General features: G+C 55.4%; 16 protein-coding genes and 1 tRNA gene. 14 read left to right on the forward strand and 3 right to left on the reverse strand.

Annotated elements, in window-relative coordinates; all coding sequences use genetic code 11:
- Nucleotides 1–47: 47 nt before the first annotated feature.
- The 5 genes from hpaD (ACR0DE_RS02235) to ACR0DE_RS02255 all read left to right on the forward strand — a co-directional run bounded on the left by hpaD (ACR0DE_RS02235) (nt 48) and on the right by ACR0DE_RS02255 (nt 4,681).
- Entirely contained in the window at nt 48–899 is an 852-nt protein-coding gene (gene hpaD / locus ACR0DE_RS02235; protein ID WP_480751557.1) for a 3,4-dihydroxyphenylacetate 2,3-dioxygenase, read from the forward strand.
- 12 nt (nt 900–911) lie between these two features.
- Nucleotides 912–1,895: a 3,4-dihydroxyphenylacetate 2,3-dioxygenase gene (gene hpaD, locus ACR0DE_RS02240; RefSeq protein WP_170393998.1), complete on the forward strand. Its 984-nt coding sequence runs from the start codon at nt 912–914 to the stop codon at nt 1,893–1,895.
- A gap of 63 nt (nt 1,896–1,958) precedes the next feature.
- Nucleotides 1,959–2,813 (forward strand): fumarylacetoacetate hydrolase family protein, encoded by an 855-nt coding sequence (locus ACR0DE_RS02245; protein ID WP_480751560.1) that lies wholly within the window; start codon nt 1,959–1,961, stop codon nt 2,811–2,813.
- A complete protein-coding gene (gene hpaH, locus ACR0DE_RS02250; protein ID WP_480751563.1) occupies nt 2,810–3,610 on the forward strand; it encodes a 2-oxo-hept-4-ene-1,7-dioate hydratase in 801 nt (266 codons plus the stop codon). The genes ACR0DE_RS02245 and hpaH overlap by 4 nt, the downstream gene beginning before the upstream one ends.
- A gap of 12 nt (nt 3,611–3,622) precedes the next feature.
- The gene (locus ACR0DE_RS02255) at nt 3,623–4,681 is read left to right on the forward strand and encodes an aldolase/citrate lyase family protein (RefSeq protein ID WP_480751566.1); all 1,059 of its coding nucleotides are present in this window, start codon (nt 3,623–3,625) and stop codon (nt 4,679–4,681) included.
- A gap of 60 nt (nt 4,682–4,741) precedes the next feature.
- Here ACR0DE_RS02255 and ACR0DE_RS02260 read toward each other — a convergent pair.
- Nucleotides 4,742–4,818 (reverse strand) — tRNA-Pro (locus ACR0DE_RS02260).
- Nucleotides 4,819–4,944: 126 nt separating this feature from the next.
- A complete protein-coding gene (locus ACR0DE_RS02265; protein WP_480751569.1) occupies nt 4,945–6,060 on the reverse strand; it encodes a THUMP domain-containing class I SAM-dependent RNA methyltransferase in 1,116 nt (371 codons plus the stop codon).
- 299 nt (nt 6,061–6,359) lie between these two features.
- Between ACR0DE_RS02265 and ACR0DE_RS02270 the strand changes: the two genes are divergently transcribed.
- From ACR0DE_RS02270 to ACR0DE_RS02300, 7 genes are all read left to right on the forward strand, one after another.
- Nucleotides 6,360–7,703, forward strand: a complete 1,344-nt coding sequence (locus ACR0DE_RS02270; RefSeq protein ID WP_480751574.1) for a Na(+)-translocating NADH-quinone reductase subunit A — start codon at nt 6,360–6,362, stop codon at nt 7,701–7,703.
- 5 nt (nt 7,704–7,708) lie between these two features.
- Nucleotides 7,709–8,917 (forward strand): NADH:ubiquinone reductase (Na(+)-transporting) subunit B, encoded by a 1,209-nt coding sequence (locus tag ACR0DE_RS02275; RefSeq protein WP_170393985.1) that lies wholly within the window; start codon nt 7,709–7,711, stop codon nt 8,915–8,917.
- A complete protein-coding gene (locus ACR0DE_RS02280) occupies nt 8,910–9,725 on the forward strand; it encodes a Na(+)-translocating NADH-quinone reductase subunit C (protein ID WP_170732679.1) in 816 nt (271 codons plus the stop codon). The genes ACR0DE_RS02275 and ACR0DE_RS02280 overlap by 8 nt, the downstream gene beginning before the upstream one ends.
- The gene (locus ACR0DE_RS02285; RefSeq protein ID WP_152460184.1) at nt 9,725–10,378 is read left to right on the forward strand and encodes an NADH:ubiquinone reductase (Na(+)-transporting) subunit D; all 654 of its coding nucleotides are present in this window, start codon (nt 9,725–9,727) and stop codon (nt 10,376–10,378) included. The genes ACR0DE_RS02280 and ACR0DE_RS02285 overlap by 1 nt, the downstream gene beginning before the upstream one ends.
- On the forward strand, nt 10,378–10,986 hold the full coding sequence (nqrE, locus tag ACR0DE_RS02290; RefSeq protein WP_050603817.1) for an NADH:ubiquinone reductase (Na(+)-transporting) subunit E: 609 nt from the start codon (nt 10,378–10,380) through the stop codon (nt 10,984–10,986). Before ACR0DE_RS02285 ends, nqrE begins: the two co-directional genes overlap by 1 nt.
- Nucleotides 10,987–10,996: 10 nt before the next feature.
- Nucleotides 10,997–12,220 carry an NADH:ubiquinone reductase (Na(+)-transporting) subunit F gene (gene nqrF, locus ACR0DE_RS02295; protein ID WP_170393981.1) on the forward strand — a complete coding sequence of 408 codons (1,224 nt, stop codon included), beginning with the start codon at nt 10,997–10,999 and terminating at the stop codon, nt 12,218–12,220.
- Between the two features lie 134 nt (nt 12,221–12,354).
- Nucleotides 12,355–13,134 (forward strand): metallophosphoesterase, encoded by a 780-nt coding sequence (locus ACR0DE_RS02300; protein WP_480751579.1) that lies wholly within the window; start codon nt 12,355–12,357, stop codon nt 13,132–13,134.
- A gap of 4 nt (nt 13,135–13,138) precedes the next feature.
- Here ACR0DE_RS02300 and ACR0DE_RS02305 read toward each other — a convergent pair whose 3' ends face one another.
- Nucleotides 13,139–13,663 carry a CBS domain-containing protein gene (locus ACR0DE_RS02305; RefSeq protein WP_170393976.1) on the reverse strand — a complete coding sequence of 175 codons (525 nt, stop codon included), beginning with the start codon at nt 13,661–13,663 and terminating at the stop codon, nt 13,139–13,141.
- A 120-nt stretch (nt 13,664–13,783) separates the two neighbouring features.
- Between ACR0DE_RS02305 and ACR0DE_RS02310 the strand changes: the two genes are divergently transcribed.
- Nucleotides 13,784–13,969, forward strand: coding sequence for a hypothetical protein (locus tag ACR0DE_RS02310; RefSeq protein ID WP_480751583.1), 186 nt, complete (start codon nt 13,784–13,786; stop codon nt 13,967–13,969).
- A 67-nt stretch (nt 13,970–14,036) separates the two neighbouring features.
- Complete coding sequence (locus ACR0DE_RS02315; RefSeq protein WP_480751586.1) at nt 14,037–15,062, forward strand: FAD:protein FMN transferase; 1,026 nt, start codon at nt 14,037–14,039, stop codon at nt 15,060–15,062.
- The last annotated feature ends 12 nt before the right edge of the window (nt 15,063–15,074 follow it).

The raw sequence follows: 15,074 nt of genomic DNA on the forward strand, positions 1-15,074 counted from the left end.
CCCTCAGACGACAATCGCGCGAAAAACCTTAACTCCAGGAGGAGACCATGGGAGAAATCGTTCTTGCCGCCAAATTGACCCATGTGCCGACACTGCTCATGTCCGAGCAGGAAGGCCCGGTGAAAGGCAAACGCCAGCCTGCCATTGATGGTCACCGCAAAATCGCGCGCCGTGCAAAAGCGCTGGGGGCGACCACGGTGATCATCTGCGACACGCATTGGGTGATCAATGCCGGGTTCCACATCAACGCCAATGAAAAATTCGAAGGTCTGTTCACGTCGAACGAGTTCCCGCAGTTCATCCAGGACCTGCCCTATTCCTATGAGGGCAATCCTGAAATGGGTGATGCCATCGCAAAGATCGCGTCGGACAAAGGCGTCTACACTTTGGCGCATCACTTGGACAGTCTCGAACTGGAATACGGTACGCTGGTCCCGATGCGCTTCATGAGCCGCGAGCATGATATGAAAGTCGTCTCAGTCGCGGCCTGGGCCACGGTGCATAGCCATGACGAAAGCCGGGTCATTGGTGAGGCCATCCGTGAAGCGGTTGAGGCCAGCAATGAAAAGGTGCTGTTGGTCGCGTCAGGCTCGTTGTCGCACAAGATCTGGGCGAACAAGGATTATGCCGCCAATAACGGCACTTTCACCATCAGCTCGGAATTCAACCGTCAGATGGACTTGCATGTGCTCGAGATGTGGAAGAACGGCGACCACGCCACGTTCCTGAAAATGCTGGGCGACTATGCCAATTTCTGCTGCGGCGAAGGCTCGATGCATGACACGTCGATGCTCTACGGAGCGTTGGGTTGGGACGCCTATGACAAAAAATGCGAGGTTGTGACCGAGTATTTCCCAAGCTCCGGCACTGGTCAGACCAACGTCATCTTCCCCGTTTAACAGGAGGTTTCAATGCCCGTTCCAGCCCCCAACCTGTACCCCGACTTCAACACGATCCGGCTGAGCCATGTTTGCCTGAACGTCAGCGATCTTGTTGCTTCGCGCAAATTCTACTCGGAGGTTCTGGGTTTGCAGGTCTCGGACGAAAGCGACACACATGTCTACCTGCGCGCTATGGAGGAACGTGGACATCATTGTGTGATCCTGCAGAAATCCGATCAGCCGGCGACTGTCGAGGTCATGGGCTTCAAAACATTCGACGAGGATGATTTGGATCGGGCCGAGGCGTATTTTATATCCAAAGGCCGACCGACCTCATGGGTTGATCGCCCCTATCAGGGCCGGACTCTGTTAACCTCGGACAATATGGGCATACCGCTGGAGTTCTATCACAAGATGGATCGCCTGGAGCCGATCCATCAGAAATACGCACTCTATCGTGGTGTGAAACCGCTGCGGATCGATCACTTCAACTGCTTCTCGACCAATGTCGATGACAGTGTCGCGTTTTATAGTGATTTCGGGTTCCGCGTGACCGAGTATACGGAAGACGAAGACAGCAAGAAACTGTGGGCCGCGTGGATGCACCGCAAGGGTGGGGTGCATGATATGGCCTTCACCAATGGCAAAGGCCCACGGATGCACCACGTGGCCTTCTGGGTGCCAACACCACTGAACATCATCGATTTGCTCGATCTAATGGCCACCACCGGCTATGTGGACAACATCGAACGCGGCCCGGGGCGACATGGTATTTCGAATGCTTTCTTCCTGTATATCCTCGATCCCGACGGACACCGGATTGAGATTTATTGCTCGGATTATCAGACCGTTGACCCCGATCTGGAGCCGATCAAATGGGACCTGAAGGACCCGCAGCGTCAGACGCTCTGGGGCGCTCCGGCGCCGCGCAGTTGGTTTGAACACGGCACATCCTTTGTCGGTGTGGATGTAAACGAGCCAGACCTGTCTGCGTCTCCCATCATCGCACCGTAAGCAAAGTATGCTTGATCTAAAACATCTTAGTATGGGCGGGTTCCATAACGCCGAGGAGGCCTGATGCGCATTGCAACCTACACTGCCAACGGTGAAACACATTTTGGTGCGATCACTGATGAAGGCGCGGTCGCACTAAACAGCGAATTTGCCGAGTTCAAAAGCCTCTACGAGGTTGTCGCCGCAGGGGCGTTTGGCCAATTGATCAAGGCTGCTGAGGGAAAGCCGGTAACCCATACGGATTTCACCTTTGAGATGGTGATGCCGGATGTCCGCCGTATTCTGTGCGTTGGCGTGAACTTTCCAGATCGCAACGCGGAATACAAAGATGGAAGCGCCCAGCCGAAATACATGTCGCTATTTCCGCGTTTCGCCAGTGGATTTACCGGCCATAATCGCCCACTGATCCGACCGCCTGAAAATCACACGCTGGATTACGAAGGTGAAGTGGCCATCGTGATCGGCAAAGCAGGCCGCCGGATTTCGCAGGACGATGCTTATGGCCATATCGCAGCCCTGACCTTGTGCAACGAAGGTACGATCCGCGATTGGGTTCGGCACGCCAAGTTCAACGTCACCCAAGGCAAGAACTGGGACAAATCGGGTGCCATCGGCCCTTGGCTGGTCCCTTTCACTGATGCCGCGCAACTGGATGGCGCCCGCATTCAGACCCATGTGAATGGTGAGTTGCGTCAGGACGATACGTTGAACCGAATGATGTTTCCGATCCGGCGCGAGATTGAATACATATCAACCTTTATGACGCTTCAACCGGGCGATATCATCGTTACCGGCACCCCAACCGGCGCAGGTGCACGATTTGATCCGCCAAAATACTTGGCTCCCGGCGATGTGGTCGAGGTTTCCGTCGATGGGATCGGCACCCTGCGCAACACCATCGAGGATGAGCAGATATGACCTCCGAAGACCATGCGCGCGCTGCCGCCGATCTGCTGAACGCGGAAAGGAATCGACAGCAGATCGGTCTACTGACATTGCGGTATCCCGAAATGGCGATGGATGACGCTTATGAAGTGCAGAATGCCATCTATCGGGCCAAGCTGGCGGAAGGGCGCAAGGTCATCGGCTGGAAGATCGGGCTGACCTCGAAAGCGATGCAATATGCTTTGAATATCGACATTCCTGATAGTGGTATCCTGTTTGACAACATGGCCTTTGAAAATGGCGGGACCGTTCCCGCAGGTCGTTTCATCCAACCCCGGATCGAAGCCGAGATCGCCTTTGTCATGAAGGAGGACATTGGTGGCGCGGATGTGAATCGCGATCAGGTTTTGCAAGCGACCGACTATGTTACTCCGTCCATTGAAATCCTCGACACTCGTATAAAGCGGGCAGACCCTGAGACTGGAAAGGCACGCACTGTATTCGACACGATCAGCGACAATGCTGCAAATGCCGGCATTGTACTAGGGGCGGAACGCCACCCAGCGGATGCGTTTGACCTGCGATGGGTAGGGGCCCTAACCTTCCGCAACGGTGAAATCGAGGAAACCGGCCTGGGTGCGGGCGTATTGAATGATCCGGTCGAAAGTGTGGTCTGGTTGGCCCGTCGCATGGCGCAATACGGCCAGAGCATTGAACCCGGCCACGTGATCCTGTCCGGCAGCTTCATTCGCCCGATCGAATGCCCATCGGGTGCGGAAATCCACGCCGATTTCGGATCGTTTGGATCCGTCGACATCAGTTTTGCCTAAAGGAGCAGCGACATGCCCGCACCAAAGAACACCTTTAAGGCCGCATTAAAGGCTGGAAAGCCTCAGGTCGGGTGCTGGATCGGAATGGCCGACGCATATGCAGCAGAAATTTCCGCGAACGCAGGGTTCGATTGGTTGTTGGTCGATGGCGAACACGCACCAAACGACCTGCGCTCGACCCTTGAACAGGTGCGAGTGATCGAAAGTTCGGGCAGCGCGCCCGTTGCACGTCTACCGATTGGTGAGACATGGATGATCAAGCAATATCTCGATGCGGGTATTCAGAGTATTCTGGTGCCGATGGTCGAAAGCGCTGATCAGGCGCGCGAACTGGTACGGGCGGTGCAATACCCCCCACACGGCGTGCGAGGTGTGGGATCATCCCTTGCACGGGCTTCGCAATTTGCCGAGATCCCGGACTACCTTGATACGGCGGATGAGCAGATTTGTCTGCTGGTACAGGTAGAGAACAACGCTGGCATGGCCGCTCTAGACGACATTCTGACAATTGATGGAGTAGACGGAGTTTTTATCGGACCTGCAGATCTGGCCGCCGACATGGGTCATATCGGCAACGCCGGGCATCCAGATGTTGTGGAGGCCATTGAAGACGCGCTGACCCGCATCGTCGCGGCAGGTAAAGCCGCGGGTATCCTAACACTGGACCCAGCAATGCAGCGTAGGTGCCTTGAGATCGGCGTGACCTTTCTGGCCACTGAAATTGACGTCACCCTTTTCGCAAAGAGTATGCGCGCAAAAGCGCAAAACGGCCTCGCGCTTTTGCCGCGACAAAACGCTATCGGATCGGCGACAACAGAAAATGCCAGCAAGTACTTACAGAAATTGTGCAAACATTGGTCACATAAGGGACAGGTCGAGTTCGATGCAAATACTGGAACCGTTTTTTTTGATAGTGGCAATGCCGTCGAACTAAAGGCGACGCCAGTAGCACTGGAAGTTCGCGCCTCGGCGCAGCCACGCGATGACCTGGACAGTTGGAAGACAGTGATTTCCGATCACCTGAAACGGTTTGCCTTTCGCGAAGAGTTTGAACTGAACTGGGATGACTAGCGACTTTTGCTAAGCTGGATATCGCAGAAAAACAAAGAGGCCCTTCAGGAACTTTGTTTTTGGTCGGAGTGAGAGGATTCGAACCTCCGACCCCTGCCTCCCGAAGACAGTGCTCTACCAGGCTGAGCTACACTCCGACCGTGGCGCGTGATCTATACCTCGTCATATCGATGTGCAAGAGGGATTTTGGGCGTACACACATATGTCGTCGCTGGATTCGAGGGGTGGTTTTAACCCTTCGCCCGATCTGCGAATTCGCTGAGTCACTGCAACGGATCGGTTCGATACAGTCGGATTTTTGTTCCGCCGTGATCAACGATTGGGCCGGGGGGAAGCATTGGCAATCGCGTTGCGCGGGCAAGTCCGGGTGTGGTGGTGATGATGCCGACACGCCATCGCTGGAAACGACTGGATAATACCTTGCCTAAACTGCCATAGAGCGACCGCAGGCGCTTTTCATCACCGATGCGTGCCCCGTAGGGCGGATTGACGATGACCAGCCCAGCTGGGCCTTCTGGCGGCTTGATATCACTGACCGAACAGTGCTGAAATCGGGTGGCATGATCCACTTGTGCCTGTCGGGCGTTAGAGCGTGAAGCATCGACTGCGCCTGTATTGCGATCTGAGCCAAAGAATCTCAGCTCCGTTTCGGGTCGACCGGTACGAGTGCGCATTTTTTGCCAGACATCTGGATCGAAGCTTGCCAAATCTTCGAATGCGAACTGACGTGAGCGGCCTGGGGGCAGACCAAGTGCAATTTCAGCCGCTTCGATAACGAATGTTCCAGAGCCACACATCGGGTCCAGAACCGGTTCAGACCCGTCAAACCCACACTCACGCAGGAACATCGAAGCCATTGTTTCCCGCATCGGGGCCTTGGCGACTGCAGGCTTATGACCGCGCTTGTGCAAGAGCTCGCCGGATGTGTCGACGGAGATCGTGCATATGTCTTTTTCGATTCGTAGCAGCACGCGGACTTTGCCATCGAGTAAGATTGAGGTGCCGAGCCCCTCGGATATGGCTTGTTCGATGCGCTGTCGCGCCGCTCCTGCATGATAGATACGAGATTTACGGCAGGTTGCTTCGACCTTCACGGGAATGTCTGGCCTGAGATAACTCGCCCACGGGAATTTTCGGGCGCGCTTGTCCAATTGCGCCAAATGCACGGCGGGGAAACTGCCCAGTCGCACCAGAACCTTGTTGGCACCGCGCAATTCCAGATTGGCGCGCCAGACTTCCGGCCAATCGCCACGGCACACGACACCACCTGGAACGATCCTGGCGCCTGAGAATCCGCGCTCGATGGCCTCGGCACACAAAGGCGTTTCGAGCCCTGGAGTGGCAATCAGAAAAATCTCGAATTTATCATTGTTGTCCATTGTGGTTGCTTACACCGGTTGATCAGCCTGTGCGACACGCAAATTAAATGGGCAAATTGTTCTGAACGACCGTAAGCTCAAAAGAATGTGACATTCCTTTTCGATTTTGGGCGGTAACAGGTTTGCGTTTGCACTCATCCCCGCGTAAAGGACCCGTGATCGGAAATACGCCTGCGGATTCTGGTCGGATAATGGCGCTTTCGCGACCGGACAGACGGGAAATTTCGTGTTATTTCCTGGCATCATTGTAAGATGGCGCGCAGCAGGCGCAGGACAAAGGCTTGGAAGAACGTAGCAACATGCAAACTTTCAAACTAAAAAAAGGGTTGGATTTGCCGGTTGAAGGCGCGCCCGAACAGAAAATCCAGCCGGGGCCTGAATTCTCGTCGGTTGCCGTTCTGGGCAGTGATTATATCGGATTAAAGCCCAAGATGCTGGTGCAAGAGGGCGACGCGGTCCAGCGAGGAACGCCGTTATTCTGCCACAAGGATGCGCCCGACGCGATGATGGTCGCGCCGCTGACTGGCAAGGTCGTGGCAATTAATCGCGGGGCGCGACGTGTATTGCAGAGCGTGGTGATCGAGGTTTCGGATGCCAATGACGCCGGCATAGATTTCTCGGGCACCGGCGATGCCGAGACTGCCGAAGGTGTTACGGCTAAGCTCTGCGCGGCCGGGCTGTGGACTTCTTTCCGGACACGTCCTTATTCAAAGATGCCCGAACCAGGCTCCAAGCCTACAGCAATCTTCGTGACAGCCATGGACAGCGATCCACTGGCAGGTGATGCGGCATTGGTTATTGCGGATGCGGGCGAGGCATTTGCGGCTGGTCTCGCAGCTGTCTCAAACCTGACCGACGGCAAGACTTATCTGTGCCAGCAAGAGGGGGCATCCATCCCCGGTTCCGATCTGCCAGGTATAGAAGCGGCTGCGTTTTCCGGCCCACACCCCTCGGGCCTTGCTGGAACTCATATTCACTTCCTTGAGCCGCTGGGAGGGGACAAGCAGGTTTGGACCATTGGCTACCAGGACGTGATCGCGATCGGTCGTCTGATGCAGACCGGTCATCTGGATACAAACATCGTGATTGCTCTGTCTGGACCGGGCGCGCGCCAACCGCGCCTGATCCGCACCGTGATGGGCGCGTCGACGGATGACCTGACCCGGGATGAAGTGAACGTCGACGGGATCGCGCGGATCATCTCGGGGTCGATCTTGTCGGGGCAGCATGCCGATGGTCCGACCGCCTACCTGGGCCGTTTTGCGCGACAGATCAGCATTATTCGCGAAGATCATGATCAGCACACACTGGGCTGGATTCTTCCTATGTCTTCGAAATATGCGGTACAGCCTGTTTTGGGATCGGCTTTTGCCAAGAAGCTCTATTCATTCACGTCTAACCTGAATGGTGGTCGCCGCGCGATGGTGCCGACGGGTGTATTCGAAGAGCTTATGCCCCAGGATTATCTGCCGACGCAATTGCTGCGGGCGCTATTGGTGATGGACACCGACACCGCGCAGGCGCTGGGTGCACTGGAACTGGACGAAGAAGACCTGGGCCTTGTGGGCTTTGCCTGCCCTGCGAAATATGAATATGGGCTGGCGCTGCGCGACTGCCTCACCAAGATTGAAAAGGAGGGCTGATCCACATGGGTTTGCGCAGCTTCTTCGATCGGATCGAGCCGAACTTTACCAAGGGCGGCAAGTACGAAAAATATTTCCCCATCTACGAGATGGTGGAAAGTTTTATCTACACTCCGAAAACCGTCACGACCGTCGCGCCGCATGCGCGCTCTTACGTGGATATGAAGCGGATCATGACCTATGTCGTGATTGCTACGATCCCCGCAATCCTCTGGGGGATGTATAACACTGGCTATCAGGCAAACTCGGCCATCGCTACGTTGGGACCGGATTCGGCAACAGGCTGGCGGATTGCGATCCTGCAGGTGTTCGGCATCTCGCTGAACCCTGACAGCATTTTCGCCAATGTGATGCATGGATTGATGTATTTCCTTCCGATCTACATCACCACACTGGTTGCGGGCGGTATTTTTGAGGTCATCTTCGCCACTGTACGCGGCCATGAGGTCAACGAGGGTTTTCTAGTAACCTCGATGCTTTACACCCTGATTATGCCTGCGACAGCGCCATTGTGGCAGGTCGCGTTAGGCATCATTTTCGGTGTCGTGATCGGTAAGGAAGTATTTGGTGGCACGGGCAAGAACTTCCTCAACCCCGCGCTGGTCGGGCGTGCTTTCCTATATTTCGCCTATCCCGCGCAAATGTCGGGGGATTCAGTCTGGACCCCGGTGGACGGATTTTCCGGTGCGACTGCATTGGGCATCTCCGCTGCTGAAGGCGTTCAGGCACTGGCGGCCGACGGGATCACCTGGGCCAATGCGTTCTTCGGGCAAATTCAGGGTAGCTTTGGAGAGACATCGACGCTGGCTTGCATGATCGGCCTGGCCTTCCTGCTGACGACCAAGATTGCCAATTATCGCCTGATTGTGGGCTGTCTTGCGGGCACCATAGGCTTCACGCTTCTGCTGAATCTGATCGGATCGGACACAAATCCGATGTTCGCGATGCCTTGGTACTGGCATATCGTTCTTGGGGGCTACGCCTTTGGTCTGGCGTTCATGGTAACTGAGCCCGTTTCGGCCAGCCACACCAATATGGGCCGCTACATCTATGGCGCGCTGATTGGTATCATGGTTGTGATGATCCGCGTCATTAACCCCGCTTTCCCAGAAGGTATGATGCTGGCAATCTTGTTCGGAAACGTTTTTGCGCCGCTGATCGACTATTTCGTCGTCCAGGCAAACATCAAACGGAGGGCGCGTCGCCATGTCTGATACGCAATCCAATGAACCCAAGGGAGCGATTGCCAAGTTTCTGGCTGCTTCGCCGGATTCGGTTGGCAAGACTATCTTTGTTGCCGTTGCCGTCTGCCTTGTAGCCTCGATGGTCGTGTCTGCTGCTGCGGTCAGCCTGCGCCCGGTGCAGGAAATCAACCGTTTGAAGGATAAGCAAGTCAACGTTCTGCAAGTTGCCGGCATCTACGAACCAGGCATTGATGTGACCGAGGCATTCGCTGCGTTTGAACCGCATGTACTGGAATTGTCTACAGGTGAATTCGTTGACGATCAGTTCGACGCGACCACCTTCGATGATATCGCTGCTGCCAGCGATCCAGAACTGAGCGTCGCTTTGAACGATGACCCGGCTGGGATCGGGCGCAAGTCCAAGTACCGCGTGATCTATCTGCTGCGTGATGATGCAGGCGCGCTCGACAAGGTAATCCTGCCGCTTCACGGTTATGGCCTGTGGTCCACGCTTTATGGTTTCATCGCGCTGGAAAACAACGGCAACGATATCTACGGCCTGCAGTTCTATCAGCACGGTGAGACACCGGGCCTTGGCGCCGAGGTGGACAATCCTCGCTGGAAGGCGCTGTGGAATGGCAAAAAGCTGCGCGATGATGCAGGCGATCTGCAAATCACCGTTGCCAAGTCGCAACCCGCAGCAGGTCCTGATTTCTATGTCGATGCGCTGGCAGGCGCGACGCTGACTTCGGTTGGTGTCGATAACCTGGTGAAATTCTGGATGGGCGACGCGGGCTATGCTCCGTTCCTGGCCAAACTGCAAGCAGGAGAGCTTTGATGTCTCAGACCAAGAAAGAGATGCTGGTCGACCCGCTTGTCGACAACAACCCGATCACGCTGCAGGTGCTGGGCATCTGTTCGGCGCTGGCGGTGACCTCGTCGTTACAGGTATCGATGGTGATGGCGCTGGCGGTGATCTTCGTGACCTCGTTCTCGTCCTTCTTTATCTCGTGCCTGCGAAACCAAATCCCGGGTTCGATCCGGATCATCGTGCAGATGGTTATCATTGCCTCACTGGTGATCCTGGTGGACCAGATCCTCAAGGCTTATGCATTTGAGATTTCCAAGACGCTGTCGGTTTTCGTGGGCCTGATCATCACCAACTGCATCGTGATGGGCCGCGCCGAGGCCTTTGCGATGAAGAACCCTCCTGTCGCGTCATTCATCGACGGTATGGGTAACGGAATGGGCTATGGACTGATCCTGCTGCTGGTAGGTTTCATTCGTGAGTTATTCGGGGCCGGGTCATTGTTCGGCGTCACCATTCTGGAGACCGTCAACAATGGCGGCTGGTATGTGCCCAACGGCATGCTGCTACTGCCGCCGTCGGCTTTCTTCATCATCGGTCTGATCATCTGGGCCTTCCGCACATGGAAGCCGAACCAGGTGGAAGAGCGTGAATACAAAATCCAGCAGGTAGAGGCCCACTGATGGAAGGTCTGATTTCACTGGCCGTAAAGGCCATCTTTGTCGAAAACCTTGCGCTCAGCTTCTTTCTGGGGATGTGTACCTTCATCGCTGTTTCGAAGAAGATTTCAACTGCGCTGGGTCTGGGCATCTCGGTCATGGTGGTGCAAGCCATCACCGTGCCTGCCAACAATCTGCTGCTGAACTATCTGCTGAAACCGGGTGCGCTGGCTTGGGCGGGTTTCCCGGATGTGGACCTGACCTTCCTTGGACTGATCTCGTATATCGGCGTGATTGCGGCGATGGTTCAGATCCTAGAGATGGTGCTGGATAAGTACTTCCCCCCGCTCTACAACGCGCTGGGGATTTTCCTGCCGCTGATCACTGTAAACTGCGCCATTTTGGGTGGTTCACTGTTCATGGTGGAACGCGACTACAATTTTGCCGAAGCGGCGACTTACGGTCTGTCCTCTGGCTTTGGCTGGGCTCTGGCGATTACCGCGATGGCGGGTGTTCGGGAAAAGCTGAAGTATTCGGACATTCCCGATGGTCTGCAAGGCCTGGGCATCACTTTCATCACCGCTGGACTGATGGCGATGGCCTTCATGTCCTTCTCGGGCGTGAAACTGTAAGGAGGGCGGAATGGAAACCTTTGGCTTAGGTGTAGCCCTTTTCACCGTTATCGTTCTTGGTTTGGTTGCCATCATCATGGCGGCGCGGTCCAAGCTGGTTTCAACCGGTAACGTGAACATCACCATCAATGGTGAGAAAACAATCTCGGTTCCGGCGGGTGGCAAGCTGCTGCAGACGCTTGCGGCAGAGAAGCTATTCGTACCCTCCGCTTGTGGTGGTGGTGGCACCTGCGCGCAATGTCGCGTGCGCGTGCATTCCGGCGGTGGCTCGATCCTGCCGACCGAGGAAAGCCATATCACCAAGCGCGAGGCGTCTTGTGGTGACCGGCTATCCTGTCAGGTTGCAGTCAAGCAGGATATGGACATCGAAGTTCCCGAAGAGGTCTTCGGCGTCAAGAAATGGGAATGCACAGTTCGCTCGAACGAGAATGTGGCGACCTTCATCAAGGCTCTGACATTGGACCTCCCGGAAGGTGAGGACGTGAACTTCCGCGCTGGTGGTTACATCCAAATCGAAGCGCCTGCACACCAGCTCGCCTATACGGATTTCGACGTAGAAGAAGAATACCGCGAGGATTGGGATCGCTTCAATCTATGGCAGTACAAATCCGTCGTCGCCGAACCGATCGAACGCGCCTATTCCATGGCAAACTATCCGGATGAAAAAGGCATGATCATGCTGAACGTCCGCGTGGCTTCGCCCCCTCCTGGGTCCGAAGGTATCCCTCCGGGTCAGATGTCGTCGTATATTTTCAACCTGAAACCGGGCGACAAGGTCACAATCTCAGGTCCCTTTGGCGAGTTCTTTGCTCGCGAGACAGAAAAAGAGATGGTCTTCATCGGTGGTGGTGCTGGTATGGCCCCAATGCGCAGCCATATCTTTGACCAGCTCAAACGCCTTGAAAACCGCAACCGCAAGATCAGCTTCTGGTACGGCGCGCGGTCGAAGAAAGAGATGTTTTTTGTCGAAGATTTCGACACGCTGGCCAAGGAATTCGACAATTTCGAATGGCACGTTGCGTTGTCGGACGCCCAGCCCGAGGATGACTGGAAAGGCTACACTGGCTTTATCCACAACGTTCTGTTCGAGGAATATCTGAAGAACCACCCCGCACCCGAGGATTGCGAATACTACATGTGTGGTCCGCCAATCATGAACCAGTCGGTCATCAACATGCTGCTGGATCTGGGCGTGGACCGCGAAGACATCATGCTCGATGATTTTGGCGGATAAACAGCATCGGTCGGTTCCAACCCTTGGGACCGACCATTTTCATTTTTGGGTCTGATGTTGGGCAGGCTGCCAATATCAACGTCTGCATTTGGCGAATGCTGCGCCATATTTTTCCGCATTAGGCAGCAGGTCTTATGTTAACCGGATGGATTAAAAGGCTTATCGCATCTCAAACACCGCCTGATCGGACGGTGGATCTGCATTCTTTGGCGCCTACAGAAAAATTCTACGCAATCGGAGACATTCATGGGAGGTTGGATCTTTTACAACGGCTCCTGCCTGCGCTGGATAACGACTGTCCGGTGGTGTTTGTAGGCGACTATGTTGACCGGGGCGGATACAGCGCGCAGGTGTTGCGTCAGCTACATCACCTCGACACGAACCCCGAAACCCGGGCGATCTGCCTGAAAGGCAATCACGAAGATATGCTGCTTGGGTTTTTGTCTGATCCAACCCGGATGGAGCGTGTCTGGCTGTATAATGGCGGTGCTCAGACTTTGGCTTCGTTTGGGCTTGCTGATATTGACCAGTCCAACCCGCAAGCCGTTGCCGAACAACTGCAGCAAGCGATGGGACAACCGCTTTTGGACTGGCTGCATGATCGGCCGCTGACCTGGACGAGCGGGAATGTAACGGTTGTTCATGCCGCGCTTGATCCTTCGCAGCCGGTCGATCGGCAACAGGACAGAACTTGCCTTTGGGGGCATCCTCATTTCCGCAAGAAACGCCGGAAAGACGAGCAATGGGTGGTGCATGGCCATACCATCGTCGACGAAGCTCGGGTCGAGCATGATGTCATTTCGATCGATACAGGTGCGTTCATCACCGATCAGTTGACGGCTGCGGAAATCTCGCCTGGTTCTGTCCGATTTATCTCGACAGCGCGCACCGGAATCGCGCGCGTATCAGCGTAAGTCGCTAACCGACGATCATTTGCTTCATTCTAAGTGCTTCGTATTCCAGTTCTTTCAAGCGGAAATGAACCACATCGCCAATGGTGATCACCCCGCGCAGATTTCCATCACTCAGCACGGGCATATGCCTGAACCGGCCTTCGGTCATGGTTTTCAGCACGTCGTTCAGATAATCTTCGGGGCTGCAGGTTTTAACCTCAGTCGTCATAAGATCAGCCACGGATTGGGGTAGGGTCTGGCCGGGCGTTTCCGCCATACGGCGCACGATATCACGTTCGGAAAGGATACCCTGCAGGGCACCATTCTGATCTGTCACAACAACAGCCCCGATGCGTTTTTCGCGCAAGATATCCACGACCGAGTGAATCGTGTCGTTGGGCCGCACCGAAAAAACGGCATCCCCTTTACCTTCCATCAGTTTCGCAACCGTTGTCTGGGTATGCGACAGATTGGTCTCAACTGATTGACTGCGGGTTGTCGCCGCGGCCTTGTCGCCGCGTGTCGGAGGCTGGTAAGAGCTTGGGGCCATGGGCGGTCTCCTCTTTCACCGGTATTGTCCTTACAACCTACCTTACCGCAGGGACCGGCCCTGTATAGGGTGCAATTTCGAAAACCGGCGTAACTTGGCCACTTTAAAAGGAAATTGCTTGTGAGCAACCTGTATCTGACCCCACCAGTTGCCGCGCTGATCTTCTTTATCGTGGTGGTCTGCGGCCACAATTTTCGCATGGCGTGGAAACAGCAACCGGAGGGTTGGCAAAAGCGCGCTTGGCTGTTCGGTGTCCCGGCAGCAGTCGGGCTGTGTGCATTGGCGTTTTTGCCGCTGAAGATCTGAGGCCGGTTTGACTCTGAACAGGGTCACTGGCATATGCCGGGCAAGAACACTCCCGGGAGATTGCATCATGCGCCCACTGATCGCACTGGCCTCACTTTTGATTGTTTCGGCCTGCTTGTTTGACAAAGAACCGGACGTGGTGCGCCTGTCCGGCGAGACGATGGGCACCACGTTTAACATCACTGCAATCGGCGATGATTTGGACGAAGCTGCGCTTGGCCAAGCGGTTCAGGAGACTCTGGCGCAGGTCAACGCCAAGATGTCCAACTGGGACCCGAATTCCGAGGTCTCGACCTTTTCGGCCTCAGGCAGCACGGACCCGATGCAAGTGTCGGACGAGTTTGCCTTCGTGATCGAGGCCGCAAATGAGGTGCACGAGAAATCCGGCGGAACGTTTGATGTCACCCTTGGTCCGCTGATCGAATTGTGGGGGTTTGGACCGCGAAAACCTGAAGACCCAATTCCGGCAGATGACGAGATCGCGACAGCGCTAGGGCAAGTGGGACAAGCGCGGTTGTTAGACTTGGATCGCGGAGCGGGCACTTTGGCCAAGTCAGAGGCCGGAGTCGGGATCAACCTGTCTGCGATTGCCAAAGGCTATGGCATCGATGCGGTTGCCGCACAGCTGCGCGAGGCCGGGATCGAGAACTATATGGTCGAGATCGGTGGTGATCTGGTGACCATGGGCGAGAATGACAAAGGCGAAAGCTGGCGGATCGGGATCGAAAAACCCGAGACTGGCGCGCAATCAATCCAGTTGATCGTGCCGCTCGACAATCTGGGAATGGCGACCTCGGGTGATTACAAGAACTTCTTCGAACAGGACGGGGTGCGCTATTCGCATATCATTGACCCGACGACGGGCCGCCCGATTACTCATCGCACCACTTCGGTTACTGTTTTAGCAGACAACGCCATGATGGCGGATGCGTGGGCAACGGCAATGCTGGCCTTGGGCCAGGAAAAGGGCATGGAATTGGCCGAAGAGCATAAACTTGCCGTGTTCTTCATCTCGCGGGATGTGACAAGCGGAGAAGAAGCCTATATCACCGTACAAAGCAGCGCCTTCAAGGATGCGCTGGGGACCAACTGACCGGTAGGAACC

It is taken from the genome of Ruegeria sp. C10 (genome assembly GCF_056537805.1).

Bases quoted from the DNA above. Each gene is read 5' to 3' on its own strand.
- ACR0DE_RS02255 (WP_480751566.1), top strand. From the start codon at position 3,623: ATGCCCGCACCAAAGAACACCTTTAAGGCCGCATTAAAGGCTGGAAAG.
- ACR0DE_RS02315 (WP_480751586.1), top strand. From the start codon at position 14,037: ATGCGCCCACTGATCGCACTGGCCTCACTTTTGATTGTTTCGGCCTGC.
- ACR0DE_RS02270 (WP_480751574.1), top strand. From the start codon at position 6,360: ATGCAAACTTTCAAACTAAAAAAAGGGTTGGATTTGCCGGTTGAAGGC.
- ACR0DE_RS02280 (WP_170732679.1), top strand. From the start codon at position 8,910: ATGTCTGATACGCAATCCAATGAACCCAAGGGAGCGATTGCCAAGTTT.
- ACR0DE_RS02285 (WP_152460184.1), top strand. From the start codon at position 9,725: ATGTCTCAGACCAAGAAAGAGATGCTGGTCGACCCGCTTGTCGACAAC.
- ACR0DE_RS02265 (WP_480751569.1), bottom strand. From the start codon at position 6,060: ATGGACAACAATGATAAATTCGAGATTTTTCTGATTGCCACTCCAGGG.
- hpaH (WP_480751563.1), top strand. From the start codon at position 2,810: ATGACCTCCGAAGACCATGCGCGCGCTGCCGCCGATCTGCTGAACGCG.
- ACR0DE_RS02275 (WP_170393985.1), top strand. From the start codon at position 7,709: ATGGGTTTGCGCAGCTTCTTCGATCGGATCGAGCCGAACTTTACCAAG.
- ACR0DE_RS02305 (WP_170393976.1), bottom strand. From the start codon at position 13,663: ATGGCCCCAAGCTCTTACCAGCCTCCGACACGCGGCGACAAGGCCGCG.
- hpaD (WP_170393998.1), top strand. From the start codon at position 912: ATGCCCGTTCCAGCCCCCAACCTGTACCCCGACTTCAACACGATCCGG.
- nqrE (WP_050603817.1), top strand. From the start codon at position 10,378: ATGGAAGGTCTGATTTCACTGGCCGTAAAGGCCATCTTTGTCGAAAAC.
- ACR0DE_RS02245 (WP_480751560.1), top strand. From the start codon at position 1,959: ATGCGCATTGCAACCTACACTGCCAACGGTGAAACACATTTTGGTGCG.
- hpaD (WP_480751557.1), top strand. From the start codon at position 48: ATGGGAGAAATCGTTCTTGCCGCCAAATTGACCCATGTGCCGACACTG.
- ACR0DE_RS02300 (WP_480751579.1), top strand. From the start codon at position 12,355: ATGTTAACCGGATGGATTAAAAGGCTTATCGCATCTCAAACACCGCCT.
- nqrF (WP_170393981.1), top strand. From the start codon at position 10,997: ATGGAAACCTTTGGCTTAGGTGTAGCCCTTTTCACCGTTATCGTTCTT.